Source organism: Bradyrhizobium sp. BLXBL-03, from assembly GCF_051853015.1.
GTDB classification, from domain to species: domain Bacteria; phylum Pseudomonadota; class Alphaproteobacteria; order Rhizobiales; family Xanthobacteraceae; genus Bradyrhizobium; species Bradyrhizobium manausense.
The window spans coordinates 4,199,213-4,215,611 of sequence record NZ_CP182470.1 but is presented as its reverse complement, the minus strand read 5'-3'; the positions used below and the strand labels follow the sequence as shown (position 1 = coordinate 4,215,611).

Annotated in this window: 15 protein-coding genes; 8 read left to right on the top strand and 7 right to left on the bottom strand. The window is 64.0% G+C overall.

Annotation, left to right across the window (positions count from 1 at the left end; genetic code table 11):
- Position 1: 1 nt before the first annotated feature.
- Complete coding sequence (locus ACNJX9_RS20285; protein WP_057756033.1) at positions 2-388, bottom strand: nuclear transport factor 2 family protein; 387 nt, start codon at positions 386-388, stop codon at positions 2-4.
- 7 nt (positions 389-395) lie between these two features.
- Positions 396-2,072: a glutamine--tRNA ligase/YqeY domain fusion protein gene (locus tag ACNJX9_RS20280; RefSeq protein WP_439403940.1), complete on the bottom strand. Its 1,677-nt coding sequence runs from the start codon at positions 2,070-2,072 to the stop codon at positions 396-398.
- A 145-nt stretch (positions 2,073-2,217) separates the two neighbouring features.
- Here ACNJX9_RS20280 and gltX point away from each other — a divergent pair, with 145 nt between their 5' ends.
- From gltX to ACNJX9_RS20240, 8 genes are all read left to right on the top strand, one after another.
- Positions 2,218-3,645 (top strand): glutamate--tRNA ligase, encoded by a 1,428-nt coding sequence (gene gltX, locus ACNJX9_RS20275; protein ID WP_057756038.1) that lies wholly within the window; start codon positions 2,218-2,220, stop codon positions 3,643-3,645.
- Between the two features lie 157 nt (positions 3,646-3,802).
- Positions 3,803-5,107 carry a citrate synthase gene (gene gltA, locus ACNJX9_RS20270; protein WP_439410004.1) on the top strand — a complete coding sequence of 435 codons (1,305 nt, stop codon included), beginning with the start codon at positions 3,803-3,805 and terminating at the stop codon, positions 5,105-5,107.
- 291 nt (positions 5,108-5,398) lie between these two features.
- Positions 5,399-6,577 carry an ROK family transcriptional regulator gene (locus ACNJX9_RS20265; RefSeq protein ID WP_439410003.1) on the top strand — a complete coding sequence of 393 codons (1,179 nt, stop codon included), beginning with the start codon at positions 5,399-5,401 and terminating at the stop codon, positions 6,575-6,577.
- 84 nt (positions 6,578-6,661) lie between these two features.
- Complete coding sequence (locus tag ACNJX9_RS20260; RefSeq protein ID WP_057756044.1) at positions 6,662-7,948, top strand: ABC transporter substrate-binding protein; 1,287 nt, start codon at positions 6,662-6,664, stop codon at positions 7,946-7,948.
- 50 nt (positions 7,949-7,998) lie between these two features.
- Complete coding sequence (locus tag ACNJX9_RS20255) at positions 7,999-8,874, top strand: carbohydrate ABC transporter permease (protein ID WP_057756047.1); 876 nt, start codon at positions 7,999-8,001, stop codon at positions 8,872-8,874.
- Positions 8,867-9,724, top strand: coding sequence for a carbohydrate ABC transporter permease (locus tag ACNJX9_RS20250; protein WP_439410002.1), 858 nt, complete (start codon positions 8,867-8,869; stop codon positions 9,722-9,724). Before ACNJX9_RS20255 ends, ACNJX9_RS20250 begins: the two co-directional genes overlap by 8 nt.
- 10 nt (positions 9,725-9,734) lie before the next feature.
- Complete coding sequence (locus ACNJX9_RS20245) at positions 9,735-10,850, top strand: ABC transporter ATP-binding protein (RefSeq protein ID WP_439410001.1); 1,116 nt, start codon at positions 9,735-9,737, stop codon at positions 10,848-10,850.
- Entirely contained in the window at positions 10,847-11,614 is a 768-nt protein-coding gene (locus ACNJX9_RS20240) for an SDR family NAD(P)-dependent oxidoreductase (protein WP_439410000.1), read from the top strand. The genes ACNJX9_RS20245 and ACNJX9_RS20240 overlap by 4 nt, the downstream gene beginning before the upstream one ends.
- Before the next feature lie 157 nt (positions 11,615-11,771).
- On the opposite strand, the gene lpxB is transcribed toward ACNJX9_RS20240, so the two are convergent.
- From lpxB to lpxD, 5 genes are all read right to left on the bottom strand, one after another.
- A complete protein-coding gene (gene lpxB, locus ACNJX9_RS20235; protein ID WP_439409999.1) occupies positions 11,772-12,947 on the bottom strand; it encodes a lipid-A-disaccharide synthase in 1,176 nt (391 codons plus the stop codon).
- Entirely contained in the window at positions 12,944-13,801 is an 858-nt protein-coding gene (locus ACNJX9_RS20230) for an LpxI family protein (RefSeq protein WP_439410090.1), read from the bottom strand. The genes lpxB and ACNJX9_RS20230 overlap by 4 nt, the downstream gene beginning before the upstream one ends.
- A gap of 19 nt (positions 13,802-13,820) precedes the next feature.
- Entirely contained in the window at positions 13,821-14,612 is a 792-nt protein-coding gene (gene lpxA, locus ACNJX9_RS20225; protein ID WP_271601068.1) for an acyl-ACP--UDP-N-acetylglucosamine O-acyltransferase, read from the bottom strand.
- 186 nt (positions 14,613-14,798) lie between these two features.
- Complete coding sequence (gene fabZ / locus ACNJX9_RS20220) at positions 14,799-15,260, bottom strand: 3-hydroxyacyl-ACP dehydratase FabZ (protein ID WP_439409998.1); 462 nt, start codon at positions 15,258-15,260, stop codon at positions 14,799-14,801.
- Complete coding sequence (gene lpxD / locus ACNJX9_RS20215) at positions 15,257-16,324, bottom strand: UDP-3-O-(3-hydroxymyristoyl)glucosamine N-acyltransferase (protein ID WP_439409997.1); 1,068 nt, start codon at positions 16,322-16,324, stop codon at positions 15,257-15,259. The genes fabZ and lpxD overlap by 4 nt, the downstream gene beginning before the upstream one ends.
- Positions 16,325-16,399: the final 75 nt, after the last annotated feature.

Genomic DNA, 16,399 nt, shown 5'->3' with positions numbered 1-16,399 from the left:
GTCAGATCAACGGCGCCTTTGCCGAGGCGTGGTGATTGACGATCTTCCAGTCGCCGTCCTCGCGGATGATGACCCAGCTCATCTTGACGACGAGATCAGAGCGTTCGCCGGCGAAGTTGAACGTGATGGTTGCGCCCATGTTGATGAGGTCAGGACCGGCCTGCGCCGCCTGCACGTCGGAAAATGCCGCGCTCGGCTCGCGCCAGCGCGGCAGGCCGTTGAAGTATTCGGCAACGCCATCCCTGCCCCGATAGAGTTTCGGATTGGAGCCGAAGAAAAAGGCATTCTTCGAATACAGCGACGACAGCGCGACCGCATCGAGCATTGCGAAGCCGGCGCACCATTTCGCGATGGTGGCGGAAACGATGGCATCGACCTCACCGCTCATTCGTTTGTCAGCCCTTGGCCACTTCCTTCGCGAACGTATCGCGCAGGCCGATGGTGCGTGAAAATACCGGCTTGCCGGGCGTGGAGTCCTTGTCGCGCACGAAATAGCCTTGGCGCTCGAACTGCATCGGTTCGCTCGAATTGCTCGCGGCAACCGAGGCCTCGACCCGGGCATCGCTGAGGATCTCCAGCGAGTTCGGATTGAGATCGGCCGCGAAATTTTGGGCGTCCGGGCTCGGATTGGCGAACAGCTGGTTGTAGATGCGGATTTCCGCCGGCACCGAATTGGCCGCCGGCAGCCAGTGCATGGTCGCCTTGACCTTGCGGCCGTCAGGCGCGTTGCCGCCCTTGGTCGCGGGATCGTAGGTGCAGCGCAGTTCCACCACCTCGCCCTTGTCGTTCTTGATCACGCCGGTGCACTTGACGAAATAGGCGTAGCGCAGCCGCACCTCGTTGCCGGGCGAGAGGCGGAAGAACTTCTTCGGCGGGTTCTCCATGAAGTCGTCCTGCTCGATATAGAGCTCGCGGCCGAACGTGATCTTCCGCGTCCCTGCCGAGGGATCATCCGGATGGTTGATCGCCTCGAGCTCCTCGGTCTGCCCTTCCGGATAGTTCTCGATCACGATCTTGAGCGGCTTCAAGACCGCCATGCGGCGCTGCGCCGTACGGTTCAGCTCCTCGCGGATGCAGAACTCGAGCATGCCGACATCGACCACGCTGTTGGCCTTGGCGACGCCGATCCGCTTAACGAATTCGCGCAAGGCCGCCGGCGGCACGCCGCGGCGGCGCATCCCCGCCATGGTCGGCATGCGTGGATCGTCCCAGCCGGCGACATGGCCGTCGCGGACGAGCTGGGTCAGCACGCGCTTGGACAGCAGCGTGTAGGTCAGATTGAGCCGCGCCATTTCGTACTGGTGCGGCTTGGACGGCACCGGCAGCTTTTCGATGAACCAGTCGTAGAGCGGCCGGTGATCCTCGAACTCCAGCGTGCAGATCGAGTGCGTAATGCCTTCAATCGCATCCGACTGGCCATGGGCATAGTCGTAGCTCGGATAGATGCACCATTTGGTCCCGGTGCGCGGATGATGCGCATGCAGGATGCGGTAGAGCACGGGATCGCGCAGATTGATGTTGCCCGAGGACATGTCGATTTTGGCCCGCAGCACGCGCGCGCCGTTGGGGAATTCGCCTGACTTCATGCGGCGGAACAGGTCGAGGTTCTCCTCCACGCTGCGGTCGCGGAACGGCGAGTTCTTGCCGGGCTCGGTCAACGTGCCGCGCGAGAGGCGGATCTCCTCCTGGGACTGGTCGTCGACATAGGCGAGCCCGTCGCGGATCAGCTTCTCCGCCCATTCATACAGGCGGTCGAAATAATCCGAGGCGTAGAACAGGTTCTTGCCCCAGTCGTAGCCGAGCCAGTGCACGTCGGCCTGGATGGAATCGATATATTCCTGCTCTTCCTTGACCGGGTTGGTGTCGTCGAAGCGCAGATGGCAGCGGCCCGGAAACTCCTGGGCGATGCCGAAATTGAGCGCGATCGACTTGGCGTGGCCGATATGCAGGTAACCGTTCGGCTCCGGCGGGAACCGGGTCACGATCTCCTTGTACTTGGCCTGATCGAGGTCGGCCTGGATGATGTCACGAATGAAATCGCGCCCAACCTCAGTCGCCACCGGTTCTGTCATTACGAAAAATCCTGTAGGGAAATCAGCGGTCCTTCTGCCAAATTCGCTTGGCTGAGCCAAGGCCTTATGACGTCCGCTGGCGGGCTTTAGTTATGCTCCGGTCCTGTTATATACCACCGCCTCCCATGCATAGGCCCTGCCACGAATGACTGATCCCATCGTCACCCGCTTTGCTCCCTCCCCGACCGGCTTCCTCCATATCGGGGGCGCCCGCACGGCGCTGTTCAACTGGCTCTATGCAAAGAAGCACGGCGGCAAGATGCTGCTGCGGATCGAGGACACCGACCGGGAGCGCTCCACCGAGGCCGCGATCGGCGCCATTCTGGACGGGCTGAAATGGCTGGAGCTCGGCTGGGATGGCGACGTCATCTATCAGTTCAGCCGCGCCGCCCGCCATCGCGAAGTCGCCGAGCAGCTGCTCGCCGACGGCAAGGCTTATCGCTGCTACGCCACCGCCGAGGAGCTCGCCGCCATGCGCGAGAAGGCGCGCGCGGAAGGGCGCACCCGCCTCTATGATGGCATGTGGCGCGATCGCGATCCGGCCACCGCGCCTGCTGACGTCAAGCCGACCATCCGTCTGCGCGCGCCGCAGACCGGCGAGACCGTGATCGAGGACCAGGTCCAGGGCCGCGTGGTCTGGCAGAATGAGAACCTCGACGACCTCGTCCTGCTGCGCGGTGATGGCAACCCGACCTACATGCTGGCGGTGGTCGTGGACGACCACGACATGGGCGTCACCCACGTCATCCGCGGTGACGACCACCTCATCAACGCCGCCCGCCAGAAGCAGATCTACGATGCGATGGGCTGGGCGTTGCCGAACATGTCCCACATCCCGCTGATCCACGGTCCGGACGGGTCAAAACTCTCCAAGCGCCACGGCGCGCTCGGCGTCGATGCCTACCGCGCCATGGGATACCTCCCGGCCGCGCTGCGCAATTACCTCGTCCGTCTCGGCTGGAGCCATGGCGACCAGGAGATTTTCTCGACCGAGGAGATGATCGCGGCGTTCGACCTCGCCAATGTCGGCCGCGCCGCCGCCCGCTTCGACTTCGCCAAGCTGGAGAACCTCAACGGCCACTACATCCGCCACGCCGACGATCAATCACTCGTGAAGATGTTCGAGGACGTGCTCGACCACGTCGTGCCCGCGCGCGACGAGATCAAAGCCAAGTTAAACGACACCACGCGCGCCCAGCTGCTCAAGGCCATGCCGTCCCTGAAGGAGCGCGCCAAGACGCTGCTCGAGCTGATCGACGGCGCCTATTTCATCTTCGCCGACCGGCCGCTGCAGCTCGACCCGAAGGCGGCGGCCCTGCTGACGGCCGACAACCGCAAGCTGATCGGCCAGCTTCATTCCGCGCTGGAGAAAGTCGAGACCTGGAGCGGCGCTACCACCGAGGCCGCGCTGCGCGCCTTTGCCGAGGAAAATAGTCTCAAGCTCGGCGCGGTCGCCCAGCCTTTGCGGGCGGCGCTGACCGGCCGCACCACCTCGCCGGGTATTTTTGAGGTTTTGGACGTGCTGGGACGCCAGGAAAGCCTCGCCCGGCTTGCAGACCAGGCCAAGGAATAGGCTACGACGTAAGTCCACCTTGCGTGGCGCCATCTTGCAGCGCACACAGCAATAATATACCCATCTTGGCCGTACCTTCTGGAATATCCGGCCTGCCCCACCACGTCTTCGGGGCCTTCCGGGTCCGGCCCGTTTCACCTTACATCGGGGACCTCTGATGGACGCAAAATCGAGCAATAAGACCGCCACGCTGACGGTCGGAAACAAGAACTACGATCTCCCGATTCACAGCGGCAGCGTCGGACCTGATGTCATCGATATCGGCAAGCTGTACGGCCAGTCCGGCCTGTTCACCTACGACCCCGGCTTCACCTCGACCGCGAGCTGCCAGTCCAAGATCACCTATATCGACGGTGACGCGGGCGTGCTGGAATACCGCGGCTATCCGATCGAGCAGCTCGCCGAGCACGGCGACTTCCTCGAGACCTGCTATTTGCTGCTCTACGGAGAGCTGCCGACCGCCGCGCAGAAGAAGGATTTCGACGACCGCGTGATCCATCACACGATGGTGCACGAGCAGATGGCCCGCTTCTTCCAGGGCTTCCGCCGCGACGCCCATCCGATGGCGGTCATGGTGGCCTCGGTCGGCGCGCTGGCCGCGTTCTATCACGACTCGACCGACATCAACGATCCCAAGCAGCGCATGATCGCCTCCATGCGCATGATCGCGAAGATCCCGACGCTGGCGGCGATGGCCTACAAGTACACGATCGGCCAGCCCTTCATGTACCCGAAGAACTCGCTGAAGTTCGCCGAAAACTTCCTGCACATGTGCTTCGCCGTGCCTTGCGAGGAGTACAAGATCAACCCGGTGCTGGCTGACGCGCTGGACAAGATCTTCATCCTGCACGCCGACCACGAGCAGAACGCTTCGACCTCGACGGTGCGCATCGCCGGCTCCTCCGGCGCCAACCCGTTCGCCTGCATCGCCGCCGGCATCGCCTGCCTCTGGGGCCCGGCACATGGCGGCGCCAACGAAGCCGCGCTGGCGATGCTCGCCGAGATCGGCACCGTGGACAAGATCCCCGAGTTCATCGCCAAGGTGAAGGACAAGAACTCCGAAGTCCGCCTGATGGGCTTCGGTCACCGCGTCTACAAGAATTACGATCCGCGCGCCAAGATCATGCAGAAGATGTGTCACGCCGTGCTCAAGGAGACCGGGCATGGCGACGATCCGATGCTGAAGGTGGCGATGGAGCTCGAGAAGATCGCGCTCAGCGACCAGTACTTCATCGACCGCAAGCTCTACCCGAACGTCGACTTCTATTCGGGCATCACGCTGAAGGCGATGGGCTTCCCGGTCTCGATGTTCACCGTGCTGTTCGCGGTCGCCCGCACCGTCGGCTGGATCAGCCAGTGGAGCGAGATGATCGAGGATCCGCAGCAGAAGATCGGCCGCCCGCGCCAGCTCTACACCGGCGTCACCCGCCGCGACTACGTCGCGATCAACGATCGGAAGTAAGTCTCAGCCGATACGGGTTTCGAAGCGGCGCCATCGCAAGATGGCGCCGTTTTCGTTTTGCGCAGGTGCCGTAGTGCCGTAGGGTGGGCAAAGCGCAGCGTGCCCACGGCTTATGTCCGCATCGCGAGAGGCGGTGGGCACCCTTCGCTTTGCCCACCCTACGAAACTACGAACCTTTCCCGGTCCGTGCTGCCCCGCACAACAACAAGTCGGCGCATCACACCGACGAGCGCTTGACAGTCGAAACGCTCCGCGCGCAAATTCTTACACTAAGTAAGAATGACGACAGGGATGGAAATGCCGGAGCAGCCGAGAAGTCGGCGGCAGACGCGCGCTGCCATTTTGACTCACTTGCTTCAGTCCGGCGGTTCGTTCCGGCCGCCGCTGGCGAAAGCCGTGCGCTTGTCCGAAGCAAGCCTGTCGCGCATCCTGTTCGACCTGAAGGCCGAAGGCCTGATCGAAGAAGTCAGGCGCCCTGCCCCCTATGTCGGCGGCCCGACGGGTCTCGTCTCGCTCGATCCCACGGTGGCGCTTGGCGCCCTCGAGCTCACCGGAGAATGGCTCAGCGTCGGTGTTGGTGGTTTGGCCGGCGAGCTGCATGACATCGAACGTGTGCCGCTGCCGCGGAAGCCGACCGTCGAAACAGTCAGCCGGGTATTCGGCGACGCTCTGAACTTGCTGCGCGACCGGACACGCCGCCGCCGGATCAGGCTCGCACAAATTGGCGTGACCGTTCCAGGCCTCGGCCGTCTGAGTGAATTTGGCAATCCGATCATTCCCTGCGATGTCGCAGGTATCGGCGACATGCTCGTCGAGATGTTCGCGGGCGTGCCTGTTGCCTTCACCAATTCGGTGGTGGCGCACGCCACCTTTCACCGCTGCCGCAACGAGAACTATCCGTTCACCGACGCGCATTTGTTCGTCTTTGTCGGCCAGGGTGTCGCGGGCGCCTGGATCGATGATCCGATCGAGGACGACGCACTCGAGCCGGTCGAGCTCGGCCACATGGTGTTCGGAACCGACGGGCCCCGTTGTCGCTGCGGACATCAAGGCTGCGTCGAAGCCTACACGTCGTTGCCAGCGCTGGCCAAGCTGCTGCGCATGACCGAAGCAGAATTGCTGCAGCTCGGCACTGACTGGGCGACAACGTTTCCGCTCACGGCGCGGCTGCGCCAGGAATTGCGCCAGCGGTTGTTTCGTCTTGGCCTCGCCATCGGCAACACGTTGAACGTCAAACCATGTCGCGGCGTTGTCGTCAGCGGCTGGCCATCGCTTCTTGCGGAAGAGGATCGAAAAGCCGTGAGCGACGGCATCGATTCCTGCCTGCTCGGCGGCCGGAAGCTGGCGCAGGTGTCGCTCGCCTTCGTGCCACCCTCGACCGGCAAGGACCCGCAGGCCGCCCTCGCCTTCGCCGCCTTCTGCCTGGCGAGATCCGGCGGCATGCCCGCCGCATCGACGGAGGCCGCCTGACATGACTGAAAGCCGCGTGCGGCTCGCGCACGCCAACATCAGCGCCAGAACGGCGCAACACTTCACACCCGGGAGGAACTAGCCATGCCGATCACAACAACAAGGCGCCGTCTGCTCGCTGGATCTGCTGCTGCGCTGGCGCTGCCGGCCTTTGCCCGCGCGCAAGGCGCGGTCAAGCCGCGCCTCACCGCCATCTCGCAATGGTCCGCAGGCAGCGATGGTGCCGCCATCACCGCGCTCGGCAAGAAATTCGAGGAGAAAGGCGGCGTCTGGCAGCATTCGCCTGTCCCCGGCTTCACCACGGACATGATGAACAAGCTGCGTGCGCAGATCATCGCTGGCGACCCGCCGGCCTGCTCGCAGCTCAAGGGCCCCGAGATTGCCGCCTGGTCGAAGATTGCGCCGACCGTCGATCTCGACGCCGTGGTCGCTTCTGCCGGCTACGAGAAGGTCGTCGCGCCGGATCTTGCAAAGCTGCACAAGCCGGCCGGAAAGTGGATTGCGCTGCCGCTACAGATTTACAGCACGAACATGCTGTTTCTCTCCAAGCGCGGAATGGACAAGGCCAAGGCTGACAAGGTCCCCGTCACCTGGGCTGACTTCAACGACCTTGCCGAGAAAATGAAGTCGGCCGGAATGGCCTACCCCCTCGCCAACGGCGGCACCCGCGCCGACGACGGGCAGAAATTCGAGGCGTCGCTCGCCGGCATCAGCCCGACGGCCTACCGCGCCGCCTGCATGAATCTCGACAAGAAGGCGCTGGAGGGCCCCGAGATGAAGGCAGCCTTCGCGCAGACGCGCAAGATCTCCGAATGGTGTGATCCCAATGTCGGCGTCCAGCCCTATGCCACCAATCTGAAGCGCTTCGTCGACGGCGACATGGGCATGCTGATCATGGGCGGCTGGGCGCAGGGCGTATTGAAGAACGCCGGCTTCAAGTTCGACGACTACGTCATCACTCCCGGCCCCAGTGACAACGGCAAGCCTGTCTTCCTGTTGAATGCCGATGCCTTCATCTTCTGGCAGCGCAAGGAGGCTGATCTGCAGGCCGGCCAGATGTTGATGGCACAGCTCGTGATGGACCCGGCGATCCAGACCATGTATTCGCAAATCACGGGATCGATACCGGTGCGCACCGATGTCGACCTGTCCGGCGAGGGCTGGTCGGAGGGTCAACGGACAACCGCGGCCGCACTGAAGAATGCCATGGGCAACAATCAGGCCGTCCTCAGCCTCGCCCATAACATGGCCCAGGAAAACGGCCTGACCGCCGCGATGATCGACGTCATCACCGAATATGTGAAGAACAAGACGATCAAGCCGGAGGAGGCGGTCAGCCGCCTCGCCGACGCCGTCGAGGGCGCACGTTGACCGAACTCGTCTCGACAGCAACACGGCCGGGCCGGTCGGCAACCTCCGAGATGGTACGCCGGCTGCCCGAATTTCTGATGATCTGGGTGCCGCTGCTGTTATCAGCAGCGCACCTCATCTCGTTTTCGATCTGGACCATCTGGATTTCGTTCACGCCCTCCACCCTCGTTCCCGTGACGGGCTGGGTCGGTTTGCGCAACTACAATTCGGTCCTGGCGTCGCGAAACTGGCAGATTGCCTTCGACAATCTGCTGCTGTTCGGCATCGCTTTCGTGCTGCTCAGTTTGACGACCGGCCTGCTGCTCGCGATCCTGCTCGATCAGCGCATTCGCGGCGAGAACGTGCTGCGGACCATCTTCCTGTATCCCCTGGCCGTGTCCTTCGTGGTGACAGGCACGGTGTGGAGCTGGCTGCTCAATCCCGGCATCGGCATCGAGAAGCTCGCCCATGATCTCGGCTGGACCTCCTTCCACTTCGACTGGCTGGTCAACCGCGACATGGCGATCTGGACCATTGTCATCGCCGCGATCTGGCAATCCTCGGGCTTTGCCATGGCCCTCTTCCTGGCCGGCCTTCGCTCCGTCGATTCCGATATCATCAAGGCGGCACAGATCGACGGTGCCGGGCCTGTCAGAACCTATTGGCGCGTCATTCTGCCGACGCTTTGGCCGATCACCGTCACGGTCGTGGTTGTCCAGTTGCAGTTTGCGATCTCGGCCTTCGACCTCGTCCGCGCACTCACCAATGGCGGGCCAGGAATCGCGACCCAGCTGCCGGCGCTCGTTGTCTATGATTTGATGTTCCAGCGCAGCCAGCTCGGTCGGGGCGCGGCGGCGGCGGTGCTGATGTTGCTCATCCTTCTTGCGGTGCTGCTGCCCTATGCGGCCTGGCGCTATGTCCGGCAACGGCGGGCAGCCCATGCGTGACCGAAGCTTCACCCCAAGCCGGGCTCTGATCTATCTGATCGTGACCTTGTTCGCGGCCGCCTACCTTGCGCCGCTGGTCGTCGTCATCCTGAACTCGCTCCGGACCAATGAGGAGATCGCGCAGAGCTCGATGATCGGCTGGCCGCAACACTGGGCCTTTGGCAATTATGCCCTGGCCTGGAGCGGCTTTTGCGTCGCCGAGACCTGCGCCGGCATCCGGCCATACATGCTGAACTCGGCGCTCGTCACGATCCCGGCAACGATCTTCTCGACCCTGCTCGGTGCTGTCGCCGGTTACGCCGTGTCGCTCTGGCGCTTTCGCGGCGACGTTTGGATCTACGGCATCGTCACCCTTGGCCTGTTCCTGCCCCAGCAGATGCGCCTGTTGCCCTGGACCATCGTGCTGCGGGACATCGGGCTCATCAACACGCTGTCGGGTCTCGTGCTGATCCACACCATCCAGGGTCTCTCCTTCACAGTGCTGTTCTGCCGCAACTACTACATCGCCATTCCGCACGAGCTGATCCGGGCCGCACGCATCGATGGCGCCGGCTTCTTCCGCATCTTCTGGCGTATCATCCTGCCGCTCTCGGCCCCCATCCTGATCGTCACCGTGATCTGGCAGTTCACCCATATCTGGAATGAATTCCTCTATGGCGTGACCTTCACGACCGGCCAGCAGCAGCCCGTGACGGCCGCGCTCATCGCACTGTCTACACCAGTTGCAGATATCCCCAAGCAAGGTGTGCAGAGCGCCGCGGTGATCATCGCAGCGCTGCCGACTTTGCTGATCTATCTGTTCGGCGGCAGATATTTTGTACGCGGCCTCACTGCCGGGGCCGTGAAATGATGGATGTGTCATGGCAGCACTGAGCATTCGCGCCCTGTCCAAGCGCTACGCCAATCTCGAGGTGCTGAAGGGCATCGACCTCGACATCGAGAGCGGCGAGTTCACCGTGCTGGTTGGGCCGTCCGGCTGCGGCAAGTCCACGCTGCTCAACATCGTCGCCGGGCTCGATCGCGCCAGCGACGGCACGATCGAGATCGGAGGCCGGATTGTCAATGACGTCCCGCCCAAGGACCGCGACATCGCCATGGTGTTCCAGTCCTATGCGCTCTATCCCTCGATGACGGTGCGCCAGAACATCACCTTCGGCATGGAATGCCGCGGCGTTGCCAAGGCCGAGCAGGAGAAGGCGCTGGCGAACGTCGCAAGGCTGCTCCAGATCGAGCCGCTGCTCGGCCGCAAACCGTCGCAACTGTCAGGCGGACAGCGCCAGCGCGTAGCGATGGGACGTGCCCTGGTGCGCGACCCCCTGCTCTTCCTGTTCGACGAGCCGCTCTCCAATCTCGACGCCAAGCTGCGCGTCGAGATGCGCATGGAGATCAAGCGGCTGCACCAGCGCATCGGCGCCACCATCGTCTATGTCACCCACGACCAGATCGAGGCGATGACGATGGCGACCCGCATTGCCGTGATGCATCGCGGCGTGGTGCAGCAATTCGCCGACCCCGACACCGTCTACCGCTATCCCGCCAACCTCTTCGTCGCCCGCTTCATGGGCTCGCCGCCGATGAACACGATGCCGGCCCGGCTCGAGGCCGACGGCGGCGGCGCGGTGGCCGTGATCGGCGCCGGGCGGCCGGACGAGGTCCGTCTCCACCTGCAGGGCTATGAGGCCGCCGCCTCCTATATCGGCCGCGAGGTGGTGCTCGGGATCAGGCCCGAATGCGTCGCCGAAGGCGATCGCGTGTTCTCAGGTGCCGCGGGCCCGCCCGTCATCGTCACCGCACCGGTCGAGCTGGTCGAGCCAACCGGCGCGGAGACCATCGTCCTGCTGCGGCTTGGCGGCGAGCCTGCGCAGGCGCGCATCTCGCCGGACATCCGCCCGGCGCCGGGCGCGACCTTTTCCTTTGCCCTCGATATCAGGCGCATTTGCCTGTTCGACCCTGAGACGGAGCGACTGATCGCATGACCCAGACGACCTATGCCGACCTCGCCAATCGCGTGGTGGTGATTACCGGAGGCGCCAGCGGCATTGGTGCCGCCTTTACGCGCGCATTCGCCGCCCAGGGGTCCCGAGTCGCCTTCCTCGACATCGACACGCAGGCGGGCGAAGCGCTGGCGCAGGAAGTGGCCAAGACCTCCGGCACGGTACCGCAGTTCGTGCCCTGCGATCTCCTCGATATCGACGCGCTGCGCACCGCGCTGGCGAAGATCCAGGCATCGCTTGGCGATGCTGCGGTCCTTGTCAACAACGCCGCCAACGACCAGCGCCAGGTGTTATCAGATGTGACGCCGTCGGAGTTCGATTGGATGATGGGCGTCAATTTCAAGCATGTCTTCTTTGCCGCGCAAGCCGTGGTGCCGCAGATGCAGGCGCGCGGCGGCGGCTCGATCATCAACATGTCCTCGATCGCCTGGATGCGCGGCGCACCGGGGCTGCCGGTCTACGCCGCGGCCAAGGCGGCGATTGTCGGTTTCACCAATTCGCTCGGCCGCAAGTTCGGTCCGGACCGCATCCGCGTCAACGCCATCGCGCCGGGGATGGTGATCACCGAACGGCAGCGCAAGCTGTGGTATCCGGATGAGCGGCAGATCGCCGAGATGCGCGCGCGCCAGGCCGTCCCCGATGCCGTGACGCCCGACGATATCGCCAATATGGCGCTGTATCTCGCGTCGGACGCGAGCCAGCGCATCAGCTGCCAGTGCTTCCGGGTCGATGGCGGACTGGCCTAACGGCACGGGAAGTGTCGTAGTGTCGTAGGGTGGGTTAGCTGTGCAGCTGCGCGAAGCGCATCTGCGCGGCGTAACTTACCACTTCTGCCACCGCGGAAACTAAAGAGGTGGGTTACGCTGACGCTAACCCACCCTACGAGACCTGCGAGACCGTCGTCTACCGTCCCTTCCGCATCGTCGCGAGCACGATGTCGGCGGCGAGCACGCTTGGCGGTTTGTTGCCGGTCGACATGATGGTGTCGAGCTGTGCGAAGGCTTCGAGCTGCCGGCGGCGCATCGGGGTGTCGGTCAGCACCTCGGAGAGAGCTGCGGCGAGCTTCTCCGGTGTGCAGTCTTCCTGCAGGAATTCGGGGACCACATCCTTGCCGATCACGAGATTGGCGAGGATCACCGAAGACACCTGGATCGCGCGGCGCAGGATGAAGGCCTCCATCGCACCGACGCGATAAGCCGTCACCATTGGGATGCCTGACAGGGCCAGCTCCAGCGTCACCGTGCCGGACTTTGCCAGGGCCGCGCGCGCGATCCGGAACGCGGCGCGCTTTTCGGTTTCACCGACCGCGATTCTGGGTTTGACGGGCCAGTTTGTGACGCCTGCGCGAATGGTGGCTTCGAGATGCGGCATGGTCGGCAGCATCAATTCGAATTTGGTGCCGCTGGATTGCAACCGGCCGATGGCCGCGCCGAACACGTCGAGATGATGCCGGATCTCGCTGCGGCGGCTGCCCGGCAAAACCAGCAGCACCGGCGGCTCGCCATCGCGGCGCCGTTGCTCGTCGGCATCCGGCCGCAGCGACGACAGCTGCTCGGTCAGGGGATGGCCGACATAGCTGCAGGGCGGCCCGCCCAGCTTGCGATATTCCTCCGGCTCGAACGGCAAGAGGCCGAGCACATGATCGACATAGCCGAGCATGGCGCGCGCGCGGCCCGGCCGCCAGGCCCACACCGAGGGCGAGACATAGTCGATGATAGGGATTGCCGGATTCTTCGCGCGCACACGGCGGGCGACCCGATGGGTGAAATCAGGACTGTCGATGATGACGAGCGCATCGGGCGCGGCATCGGTCACGGCATCTGCTGTTTCGCGGATCAGCCGCAGGATCTTCGGCAGCTGCTGCACCACCGCGGCAAGGCCGACGATGGAGAGCTCCTCGATCGGAAATAGTGTCTCGAGCCCCTCGCGCGCCATGGTCAGGCCGCCGACGCCTTCGAACTGAACGCCATCGCCAAGCCGCTGGCGCAGCACCTTCATCAGCGCCGAGCCCAGCCGGTCGCCGGATTCCTCCGTCGCGATCAGAAAGATCTTCCTGATGGGATCACGAACCTGCATCACTTAGGCAGACCAACAACGAAAAGATATTTGGCGTCGGCAAGCGCGATCATCGCCTGCGGCTCGGCAGCGATGGTGTTGCCGGCGATCACGGCGACACCGGCAAGGCCGGCCCTGGCGACGCCCTCGATCGTACGCGGGCCGATCGTCGGCAGGTCGAAGCGCAGGTCCTGGCCGCTTTTCGGCGCCTTCACCAGCACGCCGCGCCCTGCGGCCGCGCGGATACGGCCCTCTTCGCGCAACCGCGCCACGCGCGCCAGCAGCGCATCGGTGCCCTCGATATCCTCGACCGCCACCACATGGCCGTCGATCACGACCGCAGCCTGCCCGATATCGAACGGCCCGAGCGCGGTGAGCACCGCGCGCCCGCGCTCGATGTCGCCCTTGGCGTTGTCCGCCGGCCAGGCTCGGGTGATGCACCCCTCGGGCATCAGGAGGTCGGGCGCGACGTCCTTGATGCCGACCATGCGAAAGCCGTCCTGCTCGAGGATCCGCCCGACGCCTGACAACAGATGATCGTCGCCGCCGCGGAACGCACGGATGACGTTGCCGAGCAATCGCAGCGTCTTGATGTCGAAGCGAATCTCGGTGAGCGAGGGCCGCACCAAGGTGCCGATGAAGATCAGGTCGCGGCACCCCTCCTCGCGGAACAGCCGCATGGCGCGGCCAAGCTGGCCGACCGAGATCCAGCGATGGCGGAATTTCTCGACCTGCACTGGATCGCAGGCGCCGCGCAATGGAAACAGCACCGGCGTGATGCCGCGCGCGGCGAGCGAGTCGGCGACCGCGAACGGCATGGCGCCGCCGCCGGCGACAACGCCGACCGGCGATGAAATCCCTGATGCCGCCGATGTCATGTCCGCGGCCATGCCAGGATCACTTCTCGATGGTCGGAAGGCAGAGTGGACGCTTGCCCTTGCCGATGAAGCCGAGGATCTCGGCAATCGCGGGATCTTCGCTTGCAAGCGGCTGCACCGCCTCCAGACGCTCGGCGAACGTGCCGGGGCCGTGGAAGAGTTTTTGGTAGAACGCACGCACCGTGGCAAGCCGCTGCTTGGTGAACTTGCGCCGCTTCATGCCGATCAAATTGAGGCTCTCCAACACCGCATACTGGCCGTTGGCGAGCCCATACGGGATGATGTCGTCGCGCACCCCCGAGAGGCCGCCGACCATCACATAGGAGCCGATGCGGGTGAACTGATGCACCGCGGACAACCCGCCGATATAGACGGCATCGCCGATCTCGCAATGGCCGCCGAGCGTCGCCGAGGTCGCGAAGATCGCGTTGTTGCCGACCACGCAATCGTGGCCGACATGGCTGTTGTTCATGAAGTAGCCGTCGTTGCCGACGCGCGTCTTGCCACCGCCCTTGACGGTGCCGACATTCATCGTCGAACCCTCGCGGATGACGTTGCCGGAACCGATCTCGAGCGTGGTCGGCTCGCCCTTGTAGCTGAGATCCTGCGGCGCGCCGCCGAGCACCGCGAAGGGCGAGATCACGCAGCCGTCGCCGAGCGTGGTGTGGCCGATAACGGTGACCTGTCCGAGCAGCTTGCAATTGGCCCCGATCCGGGCGTTGCGACCGATGATGCAAAAGGGCCCGATCTCGGTGCCCTCGCCGATCACGGCGCCGTCTTCCACCCGCGCGGTGGGGTCGATCTTACTCATCAAGCGATCTTACTTATCAACAAGGTCTGACTATGTGTTGAACTTGCTCGGCTTTCCGCCTGTTAGCGTGACTGCGCCCGATCTGTCCAGTGACGTATGATCTCGGCGTGTTTCGGGAGGCGAGTGGCGAATACGAGTGGCGAATGGAAGGCCGTCTTCGCCGTTCCCCGTTCGCCATTCGCGCCCTCAGTCCGTCAGCATGGCTCCGACATCGGCCTCGGCGACGACCTGACCGTTGACCTTGGCGTCACCGTGAAACCACCACATCGCCTTGCGGCGGCCGAGCGAGCGCATGTGATACTCGATGGTATCGCCTGGCAGCACCGGCTTGCGGAACTTGCACTTGTCGATGGTGAGAAAATACACCGCCCGCGGCTTCTCGGTGCCCTCGACCGACTTGATGCCGATCACGCCTGCGGTCTGCGCCATTGCCTCGATCATCATGACGCCGGGATAGACCGGACGCTCGGGGAAATGCCCCTGGAAAGCCGGTTCGTTGAAGGTGACGTTCTTGATGCCGGTGCCGCTGTAATCAGCGCGGATGTTGATCACCCGGTCGATCAGCAGCATCGGAAAACGGTGCGGCAGGGTCTGGAGGATCGCATTGATGTCCACCAGCGCAAACTTGATCGGTGATTCCTCCGTCATTCCCGTCCCTCATCCTTCGGATCGGTCTTGCTGTCGCGTACCAGACGCTCCACCGCGATGATCTCCTTGAACCATTGTTTGGTCGGCTTGGCGAAATGCCCGCCCCAACGCCCCCCCGGCGGGATGTCGTCCTTGACCGCGCTCATGGCGGTCACCTGGGCCCCATCGCCGATCTTGAGGTGATTGTTGATACCAACCTTCGCTCCCAGCGCCACGTTGTCGCCGATGGTCAGGCTGCCCGCGAGCCCGATCTGGGCCGCCAGCAGGCAATTACGGCCGATCGTCACATTGTGGCCGATCTGGACCTGATTGTCGATTTTGGTGCCCTCCCCGATCACGGTGTCGCGCAGGGAGCCGCGATCGATGGTGGTGCCGGCACCGACTTCCACATTGTTCTGGATCAGCACACGACCGGTCTGCGGCACCTTCAAATGGCCCTCAGGGCCGAAGAAGATGAAGCCGTAGCCGTCCTGGCCGATCGAGCAGCCGGGGTGGATCAGCACATTGTTGCCGATCAGCGCGCATTGGATGGCCGTGCGTGCGCCGACATTGCAGTCGCGGCCGATCTTGACGCCCGGCCCGAGGACGACGCCTGCCCCGATCACGGTGCCGCTGCCGATCTCCACATCAGGACCGATGACGGTCAGCGGCTCGACGATGACGTCGTTCTCCAGCCTTGCCGACGGGTCGATGATGGCCGATGCCGCAATGCCGTCATTGCCGAACCAGGACTGCGGGCGCAATGCGTCCGCGTGCCATTCCCGGGCGATCCTGACGAAGGCCCGGAACGGCTGCGCCACCCGCAGCACGGCCGTATGCGCGGGCACCTGCGCCTCGAATCGCGGGCTCACCAGGCAGGCACCAGCCTTGGTCGCCTTCAGCTCATCGGCGTATTTGAGGTTGTCGAAGAACGCCAGATGCATCGGGCCGGCTTCGTCCAGCGAAGCGAGACCCGTGATGACATGACCGCCCCTGCTGGGATCGACCAGTTGCGCCTTGGTCAGCGTGGCGATATCGGCCAGCGCCGTAGCAGGCGGTTTCTTGAAGAAGGTCGGCTGTGCCATTCCACCCCGTCGCGGTCCGGCTTCGGCATGAAGCGGTCAGGCCGCATCATGCCTAATCTCACGGATTGAGCACGA